The 18,747-nt window shown below is 58.1% G+C and carries 19 protein-coding genes; 6 read left to right on the top strand and 13 right to left on the bottom strand.

Annotation, left to right across the window (positions count from 1 at the left end; all coding sequences use genetic code 11):
- The 8 genes from NDI87_RS10200 to NDI87_RS10165 all read right to left on the bottom strand — a co-directional run.
- Window positions 1–183: DUF3095 family protein (locus NDI87_RS10200; protein ID WP_296275104.1), on the bottom strand; the 183-nt coding region annotated here is incomplete at its 3' end.
- A 235-nt stretch (window positions 184–418) separates the two neighbouring features.
- The gene (gene gabD / locus NDI87_RS10195; protein WP_296275103.1) at window positions 419–1,879 is read right to left on the bottom strand and encodes an NADP-dependent succinate-semialdehyde dehydrogenase; all 1,461 of its coding nucleotides are present in this window, start codon (window positions 1,877–1,879) and stop codon (window positions 419–421) included.
- Between the two features lie 74 nt (window positions 1,880–1,953).
- On the bottom strand, window positions 1,954–3,105 hold the full coding sequence (locus tag NDI87_RS10190) for an iron-containing alcohol dehydrogenase (RefSeq protein WP_296275102.1): 1,152 nt from the start codon (window positions 3,103–3,105) through the stop codon (window positions 1,954–1,956).
- Between the two features lie 34 nt (window positions 3,106–3,139).
- The gene (locus tag NDI87_RS10185) at window positions 3,140–3,793 is read right to left on the bottom strand and encodes an ATP-binding cassette domain-containing protein (RefSeq protein ID WP_296275101.1); all 654 of its coding nucleotides are present in this window, start codon (window positions 3,791–3,793) and stop codon (window positions 3,140–3,142) included.
- Window positions 3,790–4,566, bottom strand: coding sequence for an ABC transporter ATP-binding protein (locus NDI87_RS10180; RefSeq protein ID WP_296275100.1), 777 nt, complete (start codon window positions 4,564–4,566; stop codon window positions 3,790–3,792). Before NDI87_RS10180 ends, NDI87_RS10185 begins: the two co-directional genes overlap by 4 nt.
- Complete coding sequence (locus NDI87_RS10175; RefSeq protein ID WP_296275099.1) at window positions 4,563–5,519, bottom strand: branched-chain amino acid ABC transporter permease; 957 nt, start codon at window positions 5,517–5,519, stop codon at window positions 4,563–4,565. Before NDI87_RS10175 ends, NDI87_RS10180 begins: the two co-directional genes overlap by 4 nt.
- Window positions 5,520–6,422 (bottom strand): branched-chain amino acid ABC transporter permease, encoded by a 903-nt coding sequence (locus NDI87_RS10170; protein ID WP_296275098.1) that lies wholly within the window; start codon window positions 6,420–6,422, stop codon window positions 5,520–5,522.
- 59 nt (window positions 6,423–6,481) lie between these two features.
- Complete coding sequence (locus tag NDI87_RS10165; RefSeq protein ID WP_296275097.1) at window positions 6,482–7,801, bottom strand: ABC transporter substrate-binding protein; 1,320 nt, start codon at window positions 7,799–7,801, stop codon at window positions 6,482–6,484.
- 349 nt (window positions 7,802–8,150) lie between these two features.
- Here NDI87_RS10165 and NDI87_RS10160 point away from each other — a divergent pair, with 349 nt between their 5' ends.
- The 3 genes from NDI87_RS10160 to NDI87_RS10150 all read left to right on the top strand — a co-directional run bounded on the left by NDI87_RS10160 (window position 8,151) and on the right by NDI87_RS10150 (window position 10,833).
- A complete protein-coding gene (locus NDI87_RS10160; protein ID WP_296275096.1) occupies window positions 8,151–9,215 on the top strand; it encodes a LacI family DNA-binding transcriptional regulator in 1,065 nt (354 codons plus the stop codon).
- 254 nt (window positions 9,216–9,469) lie between these two features.
- Window positions 9,470–9,916, top strand: a complete 447-nt coding sequence (locus NDI87_RS10155; protein WP_296275095.1) for an SRPBCC family protein — start codon at window positions 9,470–9,472, stop codon at window positions 9,914–9,916.
- Window positions 9,917–10,059: 143 nt separating this feature from the next.
- A complete protein-coding gene (locus tag NDI87_RS10150) occupies window positions 10,060–10,833 on the top strand; it encodes an ankyrin repeat domain-containing protein (RefSeq protein ID WP_296275094.1) in 774 nt (257 codons plus the stop codon).
- A 31-nt stretch (window positions 10,834–10,864) separates the two neighbouring features.
- Here the strand turns inward: NDI87_RS10150 and NDI87_RS10145 are convergent, their stop codons facing one another.
- A complete protein-coding gene (locus tag NDI87_RS10145; RefSeq protein ID WP_296275093.1) occupies window positions 10,865–11,842 on the bottom strand; it encodes a GMP reductase in 978 nt (325 codons plus the stop codon).
- A gap of 149 nt (window positions 11,843–11,991) precedes the next feature.
- Here NDI87_RS10145 and NDI87_RS10140 point away from each other — a divergent pair, with 149 nt between their 5' ends.
- Both NDI87_RS10140 and NDI87_RS10135 read left to right on the top strand, forming a co-directional pair.
- Entirely contained in the window at window positions 11,992–14,418 is a 2,427-nt protein-coding gene (locus NDI87_RS10140; RefSeq protein ID WP_296275092.1) for a UvrD-helicase domain-containing protein, read from the top strand.
- Between the two features lie 94 nt (window positions 14,419–14,512).
- A complete protein-coding gene (locus NDI87_RS10135) occupies window positions 14,513–15,358 on the top strand; it encodes a GNAT family N-acyltransferase (protein WP_296275091.1) in 846 nt (281 codons plus the stop codon).
- 12 nt (window positions 15,359–15,370) lie between these two features.
- Here NDI87_RS10135 and NDI87_RS10130 read toward each other — a convergent pair whose 3' ends face one another.
- The 4 genes from NDI87_RS10130 to NDI87_RS10115 are packed head-to-tail and all read right to left on the bottom strand — an operon-like array spanning window position 15,371 to window position 18,240.
- Window positions 15,371–16,117, bottom strand: coding sequence for a lysophospholipid acyltransferase family protein (locus tag NDI87_RS10130; RefSeq protein WP_296275090.1), 747 nt, complete (start codon window positions 16,115–16,117; stop codon window positions 15,371–15,373).
- Window positions 16,118–16,162: 45 nt separating this feature from the next.
- Complete coding sequence (locus NDI87_RS10125) at window positions 16,163–16,954, bottom strand: BPSS1780 family membrane protein (protein WP_296275089.1); 792 nt, start codon at window positions 16,952–16,954, stop codon at window positions 16,163–16,165.
- The gene (locus NDI87_RS10120; RefSeq protein WP_296275088.1) at window positions 16,951–17,946 is read right to left on the bottom strand and encodes a homoserine kinase; all 996 of its coding nucleotides are present in this window, start codon (window positions 17,944–17,946) and stop codon (window positions 16,951–16,953) included. The genes NDI87_RS10125 and NDI87_RS10120 overlap by 4 nt, the downstream gene beginning before the upstream one ends.
- Before the next feature lie 3 nt (window positions 17,947–17,949).
- Window positions 17,950–18,240: a hypothetical protein gene (locus NDI87_RS10115; protein ID WP_296275087.1), complete on the bottom strand. Its 291-nt coding sequence runs from the start codon at window positions 18,238–18,240 to the stop codon at window positions 17,950–17,952.
- Window positions 18,241–18,293: 53 nt separating this feature from the next.
- Here NDI87_RS10115 and NDI87_RS10110 point away from each other — a divergent pair.
- Window positions 18,294–18,747, top strand: a 454-nt coding sequence (locus tag NDI87_RS10110; RefSeq protein ID WP_366028681.1) for a PIN domain-containing protein, incomplete at its 3' end; no start/stop codon positions are given.

Genomic DNA, 18,747 nt, shown 5'->3' with positions numbered 1-18,747 from the left:
TGCCACACCAACTGTATTGATCTTCTTGTAATCCCCGCGCTCGATCGCAAGAGTAGACCCTGCGATGTCGACAACGACAACCCACCAATCAAGCGGAAGCGATGAGTGCAGTTGAGTCTGAATTGCCTCTTGAAACGATTCGAGGGCTGTCAGTTCCCGGTAAAAGTGGCAACTGTCGTTCATTGTGCTGTCAGTCAATTCAGGGGCGGAAAATGGGCAACGGGCCAATTATCGTGGCGAGCCGGCCCCGCCGTTATCGTCGTTTGCTTGCAAAATTAGCCGTCAGCGCTGTCCTTGAGAGGGCTAAATCAGGCACGGGCTTCGGCATTGGGCTCGGTTGGTTGGGGGGAGGGCGAAGGGGTCGGCATCGGGTAGGACAAGGTCAATAGACCGGTTGTCATGCCGAACCCCAATAACGTCATCTTGCGAGACCACCCATACACATATATTTAATCTCGAGGTAATCCTCGATACCGTATTTTGATCCCTCGCGGCCATTACCGGATTCTTTAACGCCGCCGAAGGGCGCGACCTCGGTTGAGATGATGCCTTCGTTAATGCCGACCATGCCGTATTCCAGTGCTTCGCCGACCCGCCAGATGCGTCCAATATCGCGAGTATAGAAATATGATGCCAACCCGACTTCGGTGTCATTGGCCATGCGGATGGCTTCTTCCTCGGTGGAAAAACGGAACAGTGGCGCTACTGGTCCAAATGTCTCTTCCTTTGCCACCGCCATGTCAGGCGTGACATCGGACAAGATGGTTGGCTGGAAAAAACTTCCGCCGAGTTCATGGCGCTTACCCCCCAGCAGTACGCGTGCACCTTTGTCCAGCGCATCCTGAATATGGTCCTCAACTTTCTTCACCGCAGCCATGTCGATTAACGGCCCCTGCTGGGCGCCTTCGACCATACCGTCCGACACCTTAAGTTTGGCGACCGCCGCCACCAGTCGGCGCGCGAATTCATCATAGACACCGTCCTGTACCAGGATGCGGTTGACACAAACGCAAGTCTGACCGGTATTGCGGTATTTGGAGGCTATCGCGCCCAACACCGCCGCGTCAAGATCAGCATCGTCGAAGACAATAAAAGGCGCGTTTCCGCCCAGTTCGAGTGAGACTCTCTTCACCGTTTCAGCACTTTGCTTCATGAGAAGTTTGCCAACTTCGGTGGAGCCAGTGAAGGTGATCTTGCGCACGATCGGATTGGATGTGAGCTCACCACCGATGGCAGCAGCCGACCCCGACACGATATTGAGCACGCCGCGCGGAATGCCGGCGCGCTCGGCAAGTTCAGCCAATGCCAGCGCCGAATAAGGCGTCTGACTAGCTGGCTTGACCACCACGGTGCACCCGGCTGCCAGCGCCGCGCCGCACTTGCGCGTGATCATGGCGTTCGGAAAGTTCCACGGCGTGATGGCACCGACCACGCCGATTGGCTGTTTGATGACCACGATGCGCCTGTCTGTAGCCTGTGCGGGAATGGTGTCGCCATAGACGCGCTTGGCCTCTTCAGAGAACCATTCAATAAATGACGCGCCGTAACCAATCTCGCCGAGCGATTCTGTCAGGGGTTTGCCCTGCTCGGCGGTCATGATCATGGCGAGATCCTGCTTGTGTTCGAGCATCAGTTCAAACCAGCGATGCAGTAGGGCAGAACGGTCCTTGGCAGTCCTGGCGCGCCACGCCGGCAATGCGGCATCAGCGGCCTCAATGGCACGACGCGTCTCGGCCGTGCCCATCTTCGGTACGGTGCCCAGCTCCTCATTGTTGGCAGGATTGGTGACGACGATTGTGGTGCCAGCGTCGGCATCCAGCCACGCGCCATCGATGTAACACTGTTGACGGAACAGTTTGGAGTCTTTCAGATCTTTCATGGTTCTTCTCTCTGTTAAAAAAGTAGCAGCCCGACAGGCCGCAGTAAAGTATGTTGCCCCTGCTGAACTATTTCTCAGAAGGCTGCCTGGTAGAGTGCCAAAGCGTCCTCGTAAGTCACATCGCGCGGGTTGTTGATCAGCAGGCGCTGCACTTTCATTGCATCGGTGGCTAGCATCGGCAAGTCTTTTTCTGCGATGCCCGTGGCGCGCAGGTTTTGCGCGTAGGGCATCTCGGCGACCAGCTTGCGCATTGCCGCCACGAAATCCTTGGCAGCAACCGCATCATCGGCTGATTGTCCGTGTTGCATGGCTCGCCCCAGATCGGCGTAACGCGATTGCGCCGAACTCAGGTTGAACTCCAGCACCGGTACCAGTACCAGCGAATTGGTCAATCCATGCGGAAGATGGAAGTGGCCGCCCAGCGGATAGGCCAGCGCATGCACTGCGGCTACCGGTGCATTGGCGAAGGCCATGCCGGCGAACAGCGAACCAATGAGCATGGCCTCGCGCGCATTGGCGTCCTGGCCATCAGCCAGCACAGCGCGGATGTTGTCGTACAGAAGGCGAATTGCTTTGAGAGCAAGCGCTTCCGACAGCGGGTTCTGCTTCGTGCGGGTGGTGTAGGACTCGATCGCATGCACCATGGCATCAATACCGGTCATGGCCGTCACATGCGCTGGCAGACCCAGTGTGAGCAGACTGTCGAGCAGGGCTGCGTCTGGGTAGAGCAGCGGCGACACGACTCCTTTTTTTTCGCTGGTGGGTGTTGTCAGAATGGAAATCGGTGTCACTTCGGAGCCGGTACCAGCTGTGGTAGGCACCTGGATAAGCGGTAGACGCGGGCCCTTAGCCAAGCCGATGCCATAGATGTCGGGCAATACCTGGGGCGTGCGCACCAGCAGTGCGACCAGTTTTGCGGTGTCCAGCGAACTGCCACCACCAAAACCCACTACGCCATCAGCACCCGCGCTGCGCGCTGCTTCCACCGCCGCCTGCACCCGGACTTCTGGAGGGTCGGCAAGTACATCAGAAAACACAGTGACCGCTACGCCTGCTACAGCGAGCGACTCCAGCGCACCGGATATCAGTTTGGCTTTGATTAACCCTTCATCGGTTACCAAGAATAGATGGTGCACGCCAAGGCCTTTGGCAATCTCGCCCAAACGCTTGGCGCCGCCTTGCTCGCAGACTATTTTGGGTGCGGTCTCGAAGATAAATTGCGACATAAAAATGCCTTCCATGGATAAGTGGATAAGTGATTCAGCTGGGGGTCACGACACCGCGCTCGATGTGGAAGACCGTGTCAACCAGATCAGCAGAATGTTTCGCGTTTGACTCCGATAGGATGACCGACAGACCCTCGGTGCGTAGCGCGCCGATCACTTCAGCCAGACGCCGTGACAACACAGGCGCAACACCCTCAAATGGTTCGTCGAGCAGCAGCAATTTGTGCCCAGGCATCAGTGCACGCGCCAGCGCCACCAGCTTTTGCTGACCACCGGACAATTGCAGCGCCCGACGTGAGCGGAACTCGCTGACCTCCGGCATAAGCCCGTAGATCCATTGCAGGCGCTGTTGGGCGTCGGCAATGCCATTGGCCCAGGCCGGCAACAAGATGTTTTCTTCGACTGTCAGCGCCGGAATCAAGCGCCGGTCTTCGGGCATGTAACTGATGCCACGCCGGGCCAGCAGGTGCGGTGCCAGTTTTGTCACGTCCTCGCCGAAAACGCTGACGCGCCCGGCTTGACAAGGTAGAAGCCCCATGGTGGCGCGCATCAAGGTCGTCTTGCCGGCACCGTTGCGCCCAATCAGTCCGACCATGCTCCCGGCAGTTACCGTGAGCGCGACGTTGCTCAGGATGGGAACGCGGCCTATGGCGACGCTGAGGCCATGAATGTCTAGGGCGGCGTTCATACGGATTCCTTCAGTAAATCGAGCTCAAAGTGGCGCCCGATCACCAGTTCCTGCACTCTGGCATCGGTCAGCACCGTGCTCGGTGGGCCGTCGGCGATCACTTGTCCGCTATAGAAGGCGATGATGCGTGTCACGTAGCGGGCGACAATTTCCATGTCGTGCTCGACGAACAGCACCGTCACGCCAAATTTTTTCACCGCAGCCATCACCGTATCCATCAGCACAAACTTTTCCTCTGCGCTGACGCCGCTGGTGGGTTCATCGAGCAGCAGCATGCGGGGCTTGCTCACCAGTGCCATGGCGATATCAACCAGTTTTCTTGCACCCTGCGGTACGGCGCTGATCACCGCGTTACGGAAATGGCTGACGCCGAACTCCTCAAACATGGCATCCGCCTGGGCACAGCGTTCAGGTGTGTTGAGCGGTCGCAGGAACGATGGCCACACGCCCTCGGCGGCGACTAGGGAAATCAGCGTGTTTTCGAGCACCGTCAACTGGGGAAACAGTTGTGCGACCTGGAATGAGCGTGACATTCCCTGTCGCGTGATGTCACGCGGCGCCCGCCCGAGGATCGAATGGCCATCAAACAAGATTTCACCACCGGACGGCGGCAGGTAACCAGTCACCATGTTGATGAAGGTAGTCTTGCCAGCGCCGTTGGAGCCGATGACACCGACGATTTCGCCCTTCTCAATGCGTACATTGATGTCTTTGGCCGCCACCACAGCGCCGAAAGATCGCATTAGGCCACGGGTTTCAAGGATCGCGTTCATGTCGAACCCTCCTGCCGGCGTCGGCTAACCAGACTCCACAATCCCTTGGGCAGGAACAGGATCAGGGCCAGCAGCACGATACCGAGCACCAGCTGCCAAGTATTGGGTGCCTCCTGGATCGCAAAGGTGCGGATTACCGAGAACACGATGGCACCGATGAAGGGCGCCACGACGTGTCCGGTGCCACCCAAGATGGCGATGAAGACGAACTCGCCCGAGGTGGCCCAGAATGCCATGTCAGGGTCGATATGACCGCTAGCCATAGCCGTCAAGCCACCGCCGAGCGCCGAGATGGCGGCGGCGAAGACGTAGTTAATGAATAGCAGTGCGCGTGGCGACAGGCCCAGGTATTCGACCCGAATCTCGTTCTCGCGGATGGCCTCAATGACGCGCCCGAGTCCGGACACCAGGTAGCGATGGAATCCGATTGCAGAGGCGGCGGCGATGACGACCGTCAGGACGTAGAGCGCCTGCTTGCGAGTATCGCCTTCGGGCACCCAGCCAAGAAAGCTCGGCGGCGCTACATTGAAGCCATCGGTCGAACCGAACGCAGAAGATTTGACTAGCACGCCGTACAGGATCATCGATAAAGCCATTGTTAGCATGGCGAAGAAGATTTCTCGGTAACGGGTCAGCAGGAACCCGCACAGCAGTGCCAACAATACTGCAGCAGCCGTCGCCAGCGCCAGCAGTGCAAAGACATCGCTAATGCCGAGGTATTGCGCACCGAGGCCGACACCGTAACCGCCGACGCAGTAGAACAGCGCTTGACCGAAGGACACCAGGCCGGCACGCATCTGCAGCACGACGCCCAGCACCACCAACGCTTTGGCGAAAGCCAAAGTGAGCAGGAAGCTCGACCAGGCCGGCATGACCCAGGTGCCGGCGATGAGGACGGCGGCGGCAGCCAACAGTGCCGATTGTGTTGATAGGAAGGGTTTGCGTAAAGTCATTCAGATTCTCCTGGCCAGTGCCTGACCAAACAAGCCCTGCGGGCGAATCGCCAAAACCAGAAACATCACACCATAGATGACGAACAGTTCGGCCTCGGGCGCCAAATGGACGGCAATGGAACGCGCCAGACCAACCAGCACCGCGCCGGCGGCGGCGCCGCCAATGCTGCCCAAACCACCGACCACGACGACGGCGAATGCAAGGATGATGACCTCGACGCCGATCCCCGGAGTGACGGCGATGGCCGGTGCGGTCAGGGCGCCGGCCACCGCGCCGAGTACTGCGCCGATCGCGAAAGTTGCAGCGAACATGGCGTTTACGTTGACGCCCATGGCGATGGCGATCTCACGGTCGTGGATCAGCGCCGTTAAAAGACGGCCTTTCTTGGTACGGTTCAAGGCAAACCACGCCACCAGGCCGATGACGACAGTGACCGCGATCGAGGCGAAATCGTAGGTGGCAAAACGCAGCCCGGGAACGATTTCGGTCTGACCCAGCAGGCGGTAGGGTTGAAAGGCGAAGTATGGGTTAACACCCCACACCAGCTTGATTACGTCTTCGAGGATCAGCATCAACGCATAGGTCACGATGACCATCAATATCTCGTCTTTGCCCTGCAGGAAGCGCAACAGGCCGCGCTCGACAACGAGGCCCACCAGCGTTCCGGCGACCAGCGCAGATCCGATCAGCAACAGGTAGCTGAGGTAAGGGTTACCGGGTTCGCCGCTGAAATACCAGCCAATCAGGGAGGCGGCCGAATAGGCACCGATGGCGTAAAAACTGCCGTGCGCCATGTTCAGCACGCGCATGACGCCGTAAATGATGGTCAGACCAGCGGCGACCAGAAACAGCCACGACGCGTAGATGGCACCATCAAACAGGATGGCTAACAAAGTTGTCATTGGTTTACCTCAGAGAGGGAGACGGGGCATTCCCGTCCTCCTGGTTCGTCAAAGATTGATTACTTGCACTGGGCGCCGGGGAAGCCGGCCTTGATCCAGTCGGCAGCGTTGCTGCCATCGGGCGGCATCACACATTCGCCCGCGTAAGTCTTGATCTTTGTCACTTCAGACTTGCCGGTCTTGGCGTCGAACTGGTATTCACCGAACGACACGCCCTGCACCGCCTGGTGTCCTTTGGTGCGCGCCATCTTGACGGTACCGCTGGGTGCTTCGAAGGTCAGGCCGGCAAGTCCCTGAATGACCTGGTCGCTGCTCGGCATGCCAGCCTTGCCGCTCTTTTCGGCAGCGGATTTCAGGCCGAGGATGGCTTGAACCATCTTGTAGGACGGGTAGGTCGGAGACTCCTTGAATTGTGCGACAAAGGCCGGACGGAACCAGTCGTTAAGCGCGTTCTTGGGGGCAAATGCGCCGAACGGGCCGCGGCCGCCAACAATCGTCCCATTGGGTGCCTGGCCCTTAAAATGTTCAACGCCGGTTTCGCCGCAGGTCAGCACCACGCTGCGCTTGTCGAACAGGCCGCGCGCGCCACCTTGCAGAATTAGTCCTTCCATGTCACCACCCCAAAAGCTGGAGTGGATAAGGTCGGGATTGCTGACCGACAGGGCCGAGATTTCGGCACCGTACTGACCTTGCAAAAGCTTGGGCCACTGTTCGGACACTACCGTCACTTCAGGCTTGATTTGCTTGAGCGCCAGAATGAAATCGGCCCAGGACTCCTGTCCCCAAGCGTAGTTTTGCTGAATACTGGCGACCGTCTTGATGTTGGGTCGATTTTCCGCAATGTAGCGAGCCGCACCAATGTTGTCGACAACCTGATCAAGTCCGGTGCGGAACAGATATTTCGGATCCTTGACGACATCGAAGACTTTGGACGCGCCGCAGTCAAAGAAGATAGTTGGAGTCTTGAGTTCTTCTGCGGTCGGCGCAATCGCCAGACAGTCGCCCGATGAAATGTAGCCAATCACCGCGTCAACCTTCTGACGTTGTACCAGGTTACGGTATTCCTCGGTCTGCTTGGTGGCACCACCGGCTTCGTCGATCAACACCATTTCAATTTCGATGCCGTTGATGCCCTTTTTGTTGTAAGGCGCGGGGAACTTGCCTGCATTGAGAGCTTCGACCGCCAACTTGGCCGCGTTAGCCGCCGGCACGCCGAAAGGCCCTGCTGCTGCGCCAGACAGAAAGGTGACGACGCCAATACGGTACTTACCGTTGTCGGCGGCACTGGCAGAACCAGTTGTTCCGACAGCCAATGCCAACGCGATGGCGATCGCACCGAGACGAACGCCGTGCGAGGGTGAACGAGAGTTGAATTTCATGGATATCTCCTAGTGTTTGTGGTCGCGGACATCGCTTCGCCACGTTAATTTGCACTGAAATTTGCAAATCTTTAGTTAATGTAATGCTCACAAAAATGCAATATTTATGCAAATTCTAAGGAAAACCCTTGGTGATGAGATGGGTTTAAAGTTTGTTATTCTTTAATTGATTTTCATGCGTAAAACATTTATTTCTAGAAAAAATTGTGATCATCATTATTGGTTTTCAATAGATTGAATTGCAACTTCATGCAAATTTAATGCAAATTAAAAGCATTTTGTCCATGCAATTTTTGCACCGATTGGTGTCACAATTGCCTATCGTATTGGTTACGCAACGGTCAAAATCATGCCCCCCAAAATGCCAAAGTCAAACGCAAAAACCGGTGTTCGTCTTCAAGACATCGCCGGCGCTCTCAAGCTCTCGGTTTCCACGGTCTCGAGAGCGCTGGCTGGTCATCAGGCGATCAGCGGAGAAACTCGCGATGCGGTGCAACGAGCCGCAGTGCTGATGGGCTACGCGGCAAAGCGTCCCGGAAAAAGAAAGCACAACGCACCGACAGGCACCATCGGGGTCTTGCTCAGCGTGAATGAACTTCACAATCGATTCATGACCATGGTGTTGGAGAGCATTCACCACGACATGCTCGAATTTGGGTACCACGTGATGGTGCTCATCGATCCAATGAACTCGGCCAACGATGTCGCGCACCTGTCAACGTTCCGACCCATCATCGATCAATTCCTGGACGGGATGATTTTGCTTTCAACAACCTCCGGATCTTTTATGGTTCGAGAATTGCAGCGTTTAGGTGTGCCAGTGGTGCTCTCTGTCAGATCTCTGGATGACACAAAAGCCGATGTAGTCGAATCCGATAACGCGCATGGTGGCGCTGAAATCATGCGACACCTTTACGAATTGGGCCATCGCCGAATTGGTCTAATCATGGGCCCGGAGATTGCGTCGACCAGTCGAAATCGTGCCAGGGGAGCGCTTGAATACCTTCGAGCTAAAGGGATACCTCCTGAGGACACGCCCATCATGTGGAATGGCTTCACCTATGAGGCCGGATATTCATGTGCCACCCAGATGCTTGACTTGCCAAACCCTGTTACTGCGATCATGGCTGCAGGCGACTCCATCGCGTTGGGTGTGCTTGACGCTGCCCGTAATAAGAATATAGCCGTTCCATCTCAGCTATCTGTGGTCGGTTTCGACAACATTCCATTTTCTGGGTCAAGGCTTATCAGCCTGACTACCATTGATTCTTCGGCCAAGGAGTTGTCGCGGGTTACCTGTCGTCGGATGGTCGACCGAATCCGAACCGGGGCCTTGACACCACCAACTCGCGATGTCATGCCGGTACAGCTTATTCGTCGAGATACATCCGCACCGCCAAGCTGTTTGACCTGAAAGTCAGCTTTCGCAGCTTTCATGCCAACCTCACGAATGACTGACCGTTCAAAGACACAGCATGCCTTTCAGAGTCAACTTTGGGAACGACCGGAGGCGGGAAGGTGCCACGTGGCAGGGCTTACTTAAAAGATCGGCAAATTGTGTCTGGAACGGCAAGCTCGCAACGGAAAGTGTCGTCAAGGAAAGTGATTCGCGTTTACCATCCCTCAGGTCAAACACGTCTATTCCGTGTAACTTCAGGAGAATTGACCATGCCGACAGGAACAGTCCGCCTTCATCGCGTACTCCGCTCCAAACCCGAGAAAATTTATCGGGCCTTTTTGAACGCAGAGGCCATGTCGAAATGGCTTGCGCCTTATGGCTTTACTTGCAAGGTGCATCACATGGATGCCCGCGTTGGCGGCACTTTCAGGATGTCGTTTGAAAACTTTTCCACCGGCAACGGACACTCTTTCGGAGGCGAGTATCTCGAACTGGTGCCGGGCGAACGCATTCGGTATACCGACAAGTTTGACGATCCCAACCTGCCCGGCGAGATGCGGGTAACGGTGTCAATAAAACCGGTTTCGTGTGGTTCAGAACTGACTATTGTGCAAGAGGGCATACCCGAGGTCATTCCGCTGGAACTGTGCTACCTCGGCTGGCAAGAGTCGCTCGCGCAACTGGTAAATCTTGTCGAGCCCGAGATTCCGGGGTGAAGAAGTGATGTCTGCCGTCGAAATGTGGACTGTCGGGAGCGCCGCATCATGGCCGACAATGACACTTCAAATGGCCAAATGGCGCACCGCAAAAGCACACGGGAGCGCGAAGATAGTGCTATTTAACAACGAAATGCTCAGCAATGAAACACACTCTACTTGAAGGCCTGGGAGAACACTATCCGGTCTACCTTGAACAGCACCATGACCATGTACTCAGAAAGATCGATGAACTATGGGATACGCCAGGAATCGATGACTACCTGAGAGATCTTCTGATCGACAAACGAGGCGGGCGCAAGGGTTTTTCCCGTGAGGCGACAAAAGAAATTGATGCCTTGCGGGACTTCCGAATGCTGGAGACGTTCCTTGCGGCAGAGAGGAAAGAAACCGCGATCCTGGAACTCGATAAACGTGGCATTTTTCGCAATAGAGATAATTTTTTGAGGGCACTCGAAAAGGGAGATATCGAACTCATTGATTTGTTTGTCCGGGCAAGTTTCAATATCCACCTGACGGATGCCAACGGTACGCCGCCGCTGCTTCTTGCGTTAAAGAAGGGCTACACCATCATCGCAAAGATTCTTTTGAATGCGGGCGCGGACGTCAATGAAAAGGACAAGCTTGGTCTGACGCCGCTGATGCTTGCGTGCGGTAAATCAACAGCTGGTTATAAGGATGTTGCGGAAACGCTGATCAGGAAAGGGGCCCACATCAATGTTCGCGACGCCCTGGGCTATACCCCGCTGTTACTGGCGCTTTCGGGGGGCACGATCGATATAGCCGAATTGCTCATCAACAAAGGCGCGGATCTCTCTGTGCGGACCAGGAAAGGCGACACGCCTTTGTCCCTGGCACAGAATGCGCAATGCACTGAAATCGTCGAACTGTTGATGAGCAAGGCTAAGAAAAGCTGAAAGACTCTGAAGCAATGCTTCAGTTCATTGCCTACATCAGCAAATGCTCACCCGCGTTGTCGCCGCCCAGGGTCACGTAATTGACCTTGCGGATGTCCATCAGCTTCTTGCCGCCTGAATAGCTGATGGAGCTTTGCACGTCCTGCTCCATCTCGATCAGCGTGTCGGCCAGCTTGCCCTTGATGGGTTCCAGGATGCGCTTGCCTTCGACGTGTTTGTATTCGCCCTTGTTGAAGTCGCTGGCCGAACCGTAATATTCCTTGTAAAGCTTGCCATCCACCTCGACCGTCTGGCCGGGGCTTTCTTCGTGGCCGGCAAACAGCGAGCCGATCATGACCATGGTGGCACCAAAGCGGATGCTCTTGGCAATGTCGCCGTGGTCGCGGATGCCGCCGTCGGCAATGATGGGTTTGGTGGCCACGCGGGCACACCATTTGACCGCGCTCAGTTGCCAGCCGCCGGTGCCAAAGCCGGTCTTGAGCTTGGTGATGCAGACCTTGCCCGGGCCGATGCCGACCTTGGTGGCATCGGCGCCCCAGTTTTCCAGGTCGATCACGGCCTCGGGCGTGGCCACGTTGCCGGCGATGATGAAGGTGCCGGGGATCTTTTCGCGCAAGTAGCCGATCATGTTTTTCACGCTGTCGGCGTGGCCGTGGGCGATATCAATGGTGATGTATTCCGGCGCCAGGCCCAGCGTCACCAATTGGTCGACCGTCTCGTAGTCGGGCTGCTTGACCCCCAGGGAAATGGAGGCGTACAGGCCCCGCGCCTTCATGGCTTTGACAAACTGCACGTTGTCCAGATCGAACCGGTGCATCACGTAAAAGTAGTTGTTTTGTGCCAGCCAGATGCAAATGTCCTCGCTCACCACGGTTTTCATGTTGGCGGGCACCACCGGGATGCGAAAGCGGCGCGGCCCCAATTCCACGCTGGCATCGCATTCGGAGCGGCTCTCCACCCGGCATTTGCGGGGCAGCAGCAGAATGTTGTCGTAGTCAAAAATTTCCATATAAGGCTCCTTGCTTGACGGCACTTGAAAGAATCCGTCGGGTTGAAAGAGAGCGCTTGGAATGGACCCGGCAAAAAAATACCGGGCCACAATTGCTTGGGCCCGGTGCTTGATTCTATCGAAGTCGGGCGGCTTTCTACAATGCCCCCATGTTTTCAACCCCGACCCCCCCCAGCCCGCCAGATGCCGGCCTGCTGAACAACCTGAACCCCGAGCAGTTGGCCGCCGTCACGCTGCCTGCTGAGCACGCACTGATTCTGGCCGGGGCGGGCTCCGGCAAAACCCGGGTGCTGACCACGCGCATTGCCTGGCTGCTGCAAACCGGCCAGGTGTCGCCCGGCGGCATTCTGGCGGTCACGTTCACCAACAAGGCCGCCAAGGAGATGATGACGCGCCTGTCGGGCATGTTGCCGCTCAATGTGCGCGGCATGTGGATCGGCACCTTCCACGGACTGTGCAACCGCTTTTTGCGCGCCCACTACAAGCTGGCGAACCTGCCGCAGAGTTTCCAGATTCTGGACATGCAGGACCAGCTCTCATCCATCAAGCGCCTGTACAAGCAGTTCGGCATTGATGACGAGCGCTTTCCGCCCAAGCAAATGCAGTGGTTCATTGGCGGCTGCAAGGAAGACGGCCTGCGCCCCAACATGGTCGAGGCGCGCGACGAAGAAACGCGCAAAAAAATCGAGATTTACCAGCTGTACGAAGAGCAGTGCCAGCGCGAAGGCGTGGTCGATTTTGGTGAACTGATGCTGCGTTCCTACGAACTGCTGCGTGACAACGACCCCATTCGGGAGCATTACCAGCGTCGTTTCAAGCACATTCTGATCGACGAGTTCCAGGACACCAACAAGCTGCAATACGCCTGGATCAAGATGTTGGCCGGCACCGGTGCCCACACCACGGTGGAGGGGGCGTTTCAGCCCACCGGCTGCGTGCTGGCCGTGGGTGACGACGACCAGAGCATTTACGCCTTTCGCGGTGCGCGCGTGGGCAACATGGCCGACTTTGTGCGCGAGTTTGGCGTCCGGCACCAGATCAAGTTGGAGGAAAACTACCGCAGCGGCAGCAATATCCTGGACTCAGCCAACGCGCTGATCGGCCACAACAGCAAGCGCCTGGGCAAAAACCTGCGCACCGCCCAGGGCCCGGGCGAGCCGGTGCGGGTGTTTGAGTCGCCCAGCGACTTTGCCGAGGCCAGGTGGATGGTGGACGAGATGAAGCAGTTGGTGCGCGAGGGTTTTGAGCGCAAGGAAATTGCCGTGCTGTACCGCTCCAACGCGCAAAGCCGGGTCATCGAGACCGCGCTCTTCAACGCGGGCATGCCCTACAAGGTTTATGGTGGCTTGCGCTTTTTTGAGCGCGCCGAAATCAAGAACGCGCTGGCCTACCTGCGCCTGCTGGAGAACCCGCGTGACGACACCAGTTTTCTGCGCGCCGTCAACTTTCCGCCGCGTGGCATCGGCATGCGCAGCCTCGAGCAGTTGCAGGATGCGGCGCGCGCCAGCGGCTGTTCGCTCAGCGATGCGGTCAGTGGGCTCAGCGGCAAGGCGGGCACCAACATTGGTGCCTTTCTGGCGGGTATTGACGTGTTACGCGAGCAGACGCAGGGCATGAGCCTGCGTGAAACGATTGAACTCACGCTCGACCACAGCGGCCTGATCGACCACTACAAGGCCGACCGCGAAGGCGCCGACCGGGTGGAGAATCTGGAAGAACTGGTGAACGCGGCCGAGAGTTTTGTCTCGATCGAAGGATTTGGCCGCGACGCCGTGGCGCTGCCTGTCGATGAGTTGGGCCAGCCGCTGACCCAGTCACCGGCGTCCCAGGGACTGGATATGAACCAGCCGTTGCTGGATATTCCCGCGCCAGATGCCGAGACCGGTGAAACCCTGTCGCCGCTGGCGGCCTTTTTGACCCATGCCGCACTGGAGGCCGGTGACAACCAGGCGCAGGCCGGCCAGGATGCCATCCAGCTCATGACGGTCCACGCCAGCAAGGGCCTGGAGTTTGACTGCGTGTTCATTACCGGCATCGAGGAAGGCCTGTTCCCGCACGAGAATTCCATGAACGACCGCGATGGCCTGGAAGAGGAACGCCGCCTGATGTACGTGGCCATCACCCGTGCTAGATCCCGCCTGTACCTGAGCCATTCGCAGACCCGCATGCTGCACGGTCAGACGCGCTACAACCTGCGCAGCCGCTTTTTTGAAGAGTTGCCCGAAGAGGCGCTGAAATGGATCACGCCCAAACATCAGGGCTTTGGCAAGGCGGACAGCTTTTCCGACGCCATGTACTCGGGCCATACAAACGCTTATGGCAACCGGCCAGCAAGTCCATTTGGCACGGATTATTCGCGTTTTTCAGCGTCTGCACCCCAGCCTGTGGCCCAGCCCAAGGCCGAGGCTGGCAACAGCCTGCGCACCGGGCAAAAGGTGTTTCATGCCAAATTTGGCGAGGGCACGGTGTTGTTGCTGGAAGGCAAGGGCGACGATGCGCGCGCGCAAATCAACTTTCCGCGCCACGGCGTCAAGTGGCTGGCACTGTCGGTGGCCAAGCTCACGCCCGTGCCTTGAGCTTGGCCGGGGGTGTCACCGGATTGACATCAATTTGCCATGAAGGTGTCATCCGGGCTTGCCATCATCATGTTGTTCAACCAAGGAGTACAACATGAGAGATCTGCCCACGCCCACGTTTGCCTTGTCCCCGGTCTCGATGCCCAGGGGGTCACTTCATCGACCTGATGCAGGCGAGCTGGCTGCGTCGCTTGCAGCGCCCAAAGTCGAGCGCGCTGCCCTGCAAGTGTGCTGGGCCCGTCATGCTGACGAAGTCCGCCAGGCCCAACGCCTGAGGTACCAGGTTTTTGCCGACGAGATGGGTGCCCGCCTGAACACGCCGGTGCCGGGGCACGACATTGACCTGTTCGACAACTACTGTGAGCACCTGCTGGTGCGCGATGCGGCCAGTCAGGAAGTGGTGGGCACCTACCGTGTGCTGACTCCCGCCCAGGCCAGGCGCGTCGGCAGCACCTACAGCGACACCGAATTTGATCTGGTGCGACTGCGCGGTTTGCGCGAGCGCATGGTGGAATTGGGTCGCAGTTGTGTGCACCCGGAGCATCGCCATGGCGGTGTCATCATGGCGCTGTGGGGCGCCCTGGCGGAGTTCATGGTGCGCAACCAGCTCGACACCATGATTGGCTGTGCCAGCATTCCCATGCTGCACAACGGCATGGTCAGTGGCGACGTGGCCGCCAGCATCTGGCAGCAGCTCAAAAGCACCCATCTGGCGCCGATCGAGCTCCATGTGCGGCCCCGCCTGCCGCTGCCCGTAGAACAGCTGGACAGCAGTCTGACTGTTGAGCCACCAGCATTGATCAAGGGCTATTTGCGGCTGGGTGCCAAAGTGCTGGGTGCGCCGGCCTGGGACCCGGATTTCAATACGGCTGACCTGCCCATGTTGATGCGCATCGGCGACCTGCCGGCGCGTTACCGCAAACACTTTCTGGGGGCCTGATCCTTGAACGGATCAGCTCTTCAGCATGCCCGTAACTTCGGCGTGCGCGTCCGCCGCCCAGTCCTGCCGGTTGCGATCACCGGCGTGTTGCGCTGATCCGAAACTCAGCACCACGCGTTGCTGTGGTGCCGCCAGTGTGCGCCACAGCGAGCCCAAAAAAGTGTCTTCGTCAATGTAGCAGGCTGCCTGGCTGTGCTGACCGCTGGCCGCTTCCTCGAACCGTAACGCCACGGTTTGCACAGGGGCGTTGGCTGAGATCGCGGCCTGAAACAGATTGGCATGAAACGGCAACACCTGCAGGCCGTTGCTGGTGGTGCCCTCGGGAAAGATGGCCAGCACCATGCCGCTGTCAGCGTGCAGCTTTTCGGCCATCTGGTGCACCACGCGCAGGGCGTCGCGCCTGGAACTCCGGGTGATGAACAGCGTGCCTGCCGCCCGGGTGAGTGTGCCCACCACGGGCCATTTGCCAATCTCTGACTTGGACACAAAGCGACACGGGCATGAAGCCAGCAACACCACAATGTCCAGCCAGGACACATGATTGGCGACCAGCAGCAGTGGTCCATTGCCGGGCGGACTGCCATTTACTTTCAATTCAATACCGAGCAGCGCCAGCGAGGACTTGGCCCAGGCCTGGATGCGTTCGGTTTTTTGATGGGCCTGCCATCTGGGGAAATGACGGTTAACGACCCAGAGCCCCTGGACCAGATGCAGCCCCACGCGCGTCAACTTGAAAAAAGCAAAGAAATGTCTCGTCATAAAAAATCATGTCCGGCTTGCGCCCGGCACAACATCATTGTCCAGTCATGTTGCTGCTTGCTCCTGGCTGGGCGGTTCCAGCTCGAAACTGTCCCGGTAAGTAAAGTAAAGCGAGGTGAAAAACATCGACGCCAGCAGCATCAGTGTCGGAAACAGCATCACGCCGGACAGGCCAGGGTTATCCATGACGTTACCCAGGATGCCGATGACCAGCACGGTGACCACGATGGTTCCCATCCATGAAAGGCCAAACACGGTAAAGGCCCAGAAGTTGCGAAAACATGCCACGATGCTGAAAAACATGCTTTTCAGCGGTGGCAAGTCATGCCAGAACACCAATGCCGGGGCATGCCAGAACATCAGCGACAGCGGCAGGTGCAGGCCAATGAAGACCCACATGGCAGTTTGAAAGTCGGGTGACTGCAGCAGTTCAGCGGTCGGTGCGCTGCCGCCCAGGTAAAGCCGGGCAAAACCGCCACCGTCCACCAGATACGAGCCGCCCATGGCCAGCAGGAAGCCCGCGGCGTACAACGCCCCCAGCGTTAGCATGGCGCGCACCTTGGCGGCGCCGGCGCGAAAAGCGGTGAACAAAATGAGCGGCATCGGAAATTTGCCCTGGGTGGCTTCCCGGGTGGCCGCCATCAGGCCCAGCGTGGCGGCGGGTAACAGCGTCATGGCCAATGGCAAGCCCACGATCGGCAGCATGGTGGCCACCGACATGATCGCCATGAAGATGAAGAACAGCCCGGCCAGTGCCAACGGTTGTTTGAAGAAAGTCTGCATGCCCAGCTTGACCCAGGAGGCGCCGGTGCGGGCAGGAACAAGTTTGAGTTTCATGTGAGCGCCTCAAGGCTTGGGTAGTCCCGCACTTGGCAGGCACGGTGTCGCAGGATGCGTTCAAAATGGCTGGGGTCGTGGGCTTGCAGCATGCTGGCCTGGCGCGGCTGATAAAAGTCCCACAGGCGCGACAGCCAGAAGCGCAAGGCGCCGGCGCGCAGCAGCGCAGGCAACAGCTCTTTTTCTGTCGCTTGCAGGGGCCGCACGGCGTTGTAAGCGGCCAGAAAATGGTGGGCATTGGCTGCGTGGTGGGTGCCGCTTGCCTGGTCAATGCACCAGTCATTCATGCATACGGCCAGGTCAAACAGCCAGGCGTCAACGCCGGCAAAATAAAAGTCGAACACGCCGCTCAGCACCGGCTGGCCCGCCACCGTTTCAAACATCACGTTGTTGCAAAACAGGTCGGCGTGGATCGGACCGCGGGGCAGGGCGGCGTAGTCTGGCAGGGTGGCCACCCGGTTTTGATAAGCCAGTTCCTGGGTGATCAGGGCTGTCTGGCTGTTTGTCAGGTAGGGCAAAACCTCGGGCACGGTGGCGTTCCACCAGCTCAGGCCGCGCAGGTTGGGCTGGCTCATTGCAAAGTCGCGTCCAGCCAGGTGCATGTTGGCCAGCATGGCACCTATCTGGGTGCAGTGCAGCGGACCGGGCTTGAGCTCGCTGGCACCACGCAATTTATCGACTACGGCAGCGGGTTTGCCTTTGACATTCAGTACCAGTTCGCCTTGGGCGTTGGCATGTGGTTCAGGCACCGCGATGTCGCGCAGCGCCAGGTGCTTCATCAACTGCAAATAAAACGGCAATTGTTCAAACGTCAAACGCTCGAACAGGGTCAGTACGTAGTCATGGCGCTGGCCGTTTTTGCGTGTGCTGACGAAATAATTGGTGTTTTCGATGCCGCCAGCGCAGCCTTGCATGCTGGTGAGCTCACCCAGGTCAAGTTGTTGCAGTAGCGCACTGGCCTCTGAAAAAGAGACTTCTGTATAGACCGCCATGGCTCAGAAGCCCAGGACTTTCCAGGTGCGCTCGCCTGTTTTGGGGGCAACCTGGTAGGCTGGCATGCCGCCTTTAGGCTGCACCGTGATGCTTTGGGTGGCGCCGCCGACGCGAATCTCGTCAATGCTGGCACCAGCATCCTCGACATGGAGGTGCTCGACGCGGGCTTGTACTTTGCCAGGGGCATCACGCTGCACCGTGGCACTGGCGGCAGCGGTTGGGGGTGTGGTGGTTTGGCTCCATGCCAGGCCAGAGGCCAGCAGGAGGGGAAGAGCAGTGTAGATAAGGCGCATGTTTTGATTGTAGATAAAGCTGCCGTGGCGTCTGGTGCAGGCAAAATGCCGGCATGAACAATGCCCCACCCAAAACCCTGCTGCTGGTCGATGGCTCCAGTTATCTTTACCGCGCCTTTCACGCCATGCCAGACCTGCGTGCCGTGCCGGGTGATCCGACCAGCCCGCCAACGGGCGCGATCCGCGGCATGATCAATATGCTGCAAAGCCTGCGCAAGGAAGTGCCGGCCGAGTACGCCGCCTGTGTTTTTGATGCCAAAGGCCCCACCTTTCGTGATGATTTGTACCCGCAGTACAAGGCCCACCGTTCCCCCATGCCTGACGACTTGCGCGCCCAGATCGAACCGATCCACGAGGTGGTGCGGCTGATGGGCTGGAAGGTGCTGGACGTGCCCGGTGTAGAAGCCGACGACGTCATTGGCACCCTGGCGGCCACCGCCGCGGCACAGGGCATGCAGGTGATTGTGAGCAGCGGCGACAAGGATCTGGCCCAGCTGGTCAATGAAC

It is taken from the genome of Rhodoferax sp. (genome assembly GCF_023701345.1).
GTDB lineage: Bacteria > Pseudomonadota > Gammaproteobacteria > Burkholderiales > Burkholderiaceae_C > Rhodoferax.
Note: the sequence above shows the minus strand (reverse complement) of the source record. Positions and strands in the feature narration are given on the sequence as shown.

What these genes read in the sequence shown, in the direction of transcription:
- NDI87_RS10170 (WP_296275098.1), bottom strand. Translation starts at nt 6,422, where the DNA reads ATGACAACTTTGTTAGCCATCCTGTTTGATGGTGCCATCTACGCGTCG.
- gabD (WP_296275103.1), bottom strand. Translation starts at nt 1,879, where the DNA reads ATGAAAGATCTGAAAGACTCCAAACTGTTCCGTCAACAGTGTTACATC.
- NDI87_RS10130 (WP_296275090.1), bottom strand. Translation starts at nt 16,117, where the DNA reads ATGACGAGACATTTCTTTGCTTTTTTCAAGTTGACGCGCGTGGGGCTG.
- NDI87_RS10135 (WP_296275091.1), top strand. Translation starts at nt 14,513, where the DNA reads ATGAGAGATCTGCCCACGCCCACGTTTGCCTTGTCCCCGGTCTCGATG.
- NDI87_RS10120 (WP_296275088.1), bottom strand. Translation starts at nt 17,946, where the DNA reads ATGGCGGTCTATACAGAAGTCTCTTTTTCAGAGGCCAGTGCGCTACTG.
- NDI87_RS10180 (WP_296275100.1), bottom strand. Translation starts at nt 4,566, where the DNA reads ATGAACGCGATCCTTGAAACCCGTGGCCTAATGCGATCTTTCGGCGCT.
- NDI87_RS10115 (WP_296275087.1), bottom strand. Translation starts at nt 18,240, where the DNA reads ATGCGCCTTATCTACACTGCTCTTCCCCTCCTGCTGGCCTCTGGCCTG.
- NDI87_RS10150 (WP_296275094.1), top strand. Translation starts at nt 10,060, where the DNA reads ATGAAACACACTCTACTTGAAGGCCTGGGAGAACACTATCCGGTCTAC.
- NDI87_RS10145 (WP_296275093.1), bottom strand. Translation starts at nt 11,842, where the DNA reads ATGGAAATTTTTGACTACGACAACATTCTGCTGCTGCCCCGCAAATGC.
- NDI87_RS10165 (WP_296275097.1), bottom strand. Translation starts at nt 7,801, where the DNA reads ATGAAATTCAACTCTCGTTCACCCTCGCACGGCGTTCGTCTCGGTGCG.
- NDI87_RS10175 (WP_296275099.1), bottom strand. Translation starts at nt 5,519, where the DNA reads ATGACTTTACGCAAACCCTTCCTATCAACACAATCGGCACTGTTGGCT.
- NDI87_RS10160 (WP_296275096.1), top strand. Translation starts at nt 8,151, where the DNA reads ATGCCCCCCAAAATGCCAAAGTCAAACGCAAAAACCGGTGTTCGTCTT.
- NDI87_RS10125 (WP_296275089.1), bottom strand. Translation starts at nt 16,954, where the DNA reads ATGAAACTCAAACTTGTTCCTGCCCGCACCGGCGCCTCCTGGGTCAAG.
- NDI87_RS10155 (WP_296275095.1), top strand. Translation starts at nt 9,470, where the DNA reads ATGCCGACAGGAACAGTCCGCCTTCATCGCGTACTCCGCTCCAAACCC.
- NDI87_RS10185 (WP_296275101.1), bottom strand. Translation starts at nt 3,793, where the DNA reads ATGAACGCCGCCCTAGACATTCATGGCCTCAGCGTCGCCATAGGCCGC.
- NDI87_RS10140 (WP_296275092.1), top strand. Translation starts at nt 11,992, where the DNA reads ATGTTTTCAACCCCGACCCCCCCCAGCCCGCCAGATGCCGGCCTGCTG.
- NDI87_RS10190 (WP_296275102.1), bottom strand. Translation starts at nt 3,105, where the DNA reads ATGTCGCAATTTATCTTCGAGACCGCACCCAAAATAGTCTGCGAGCAA.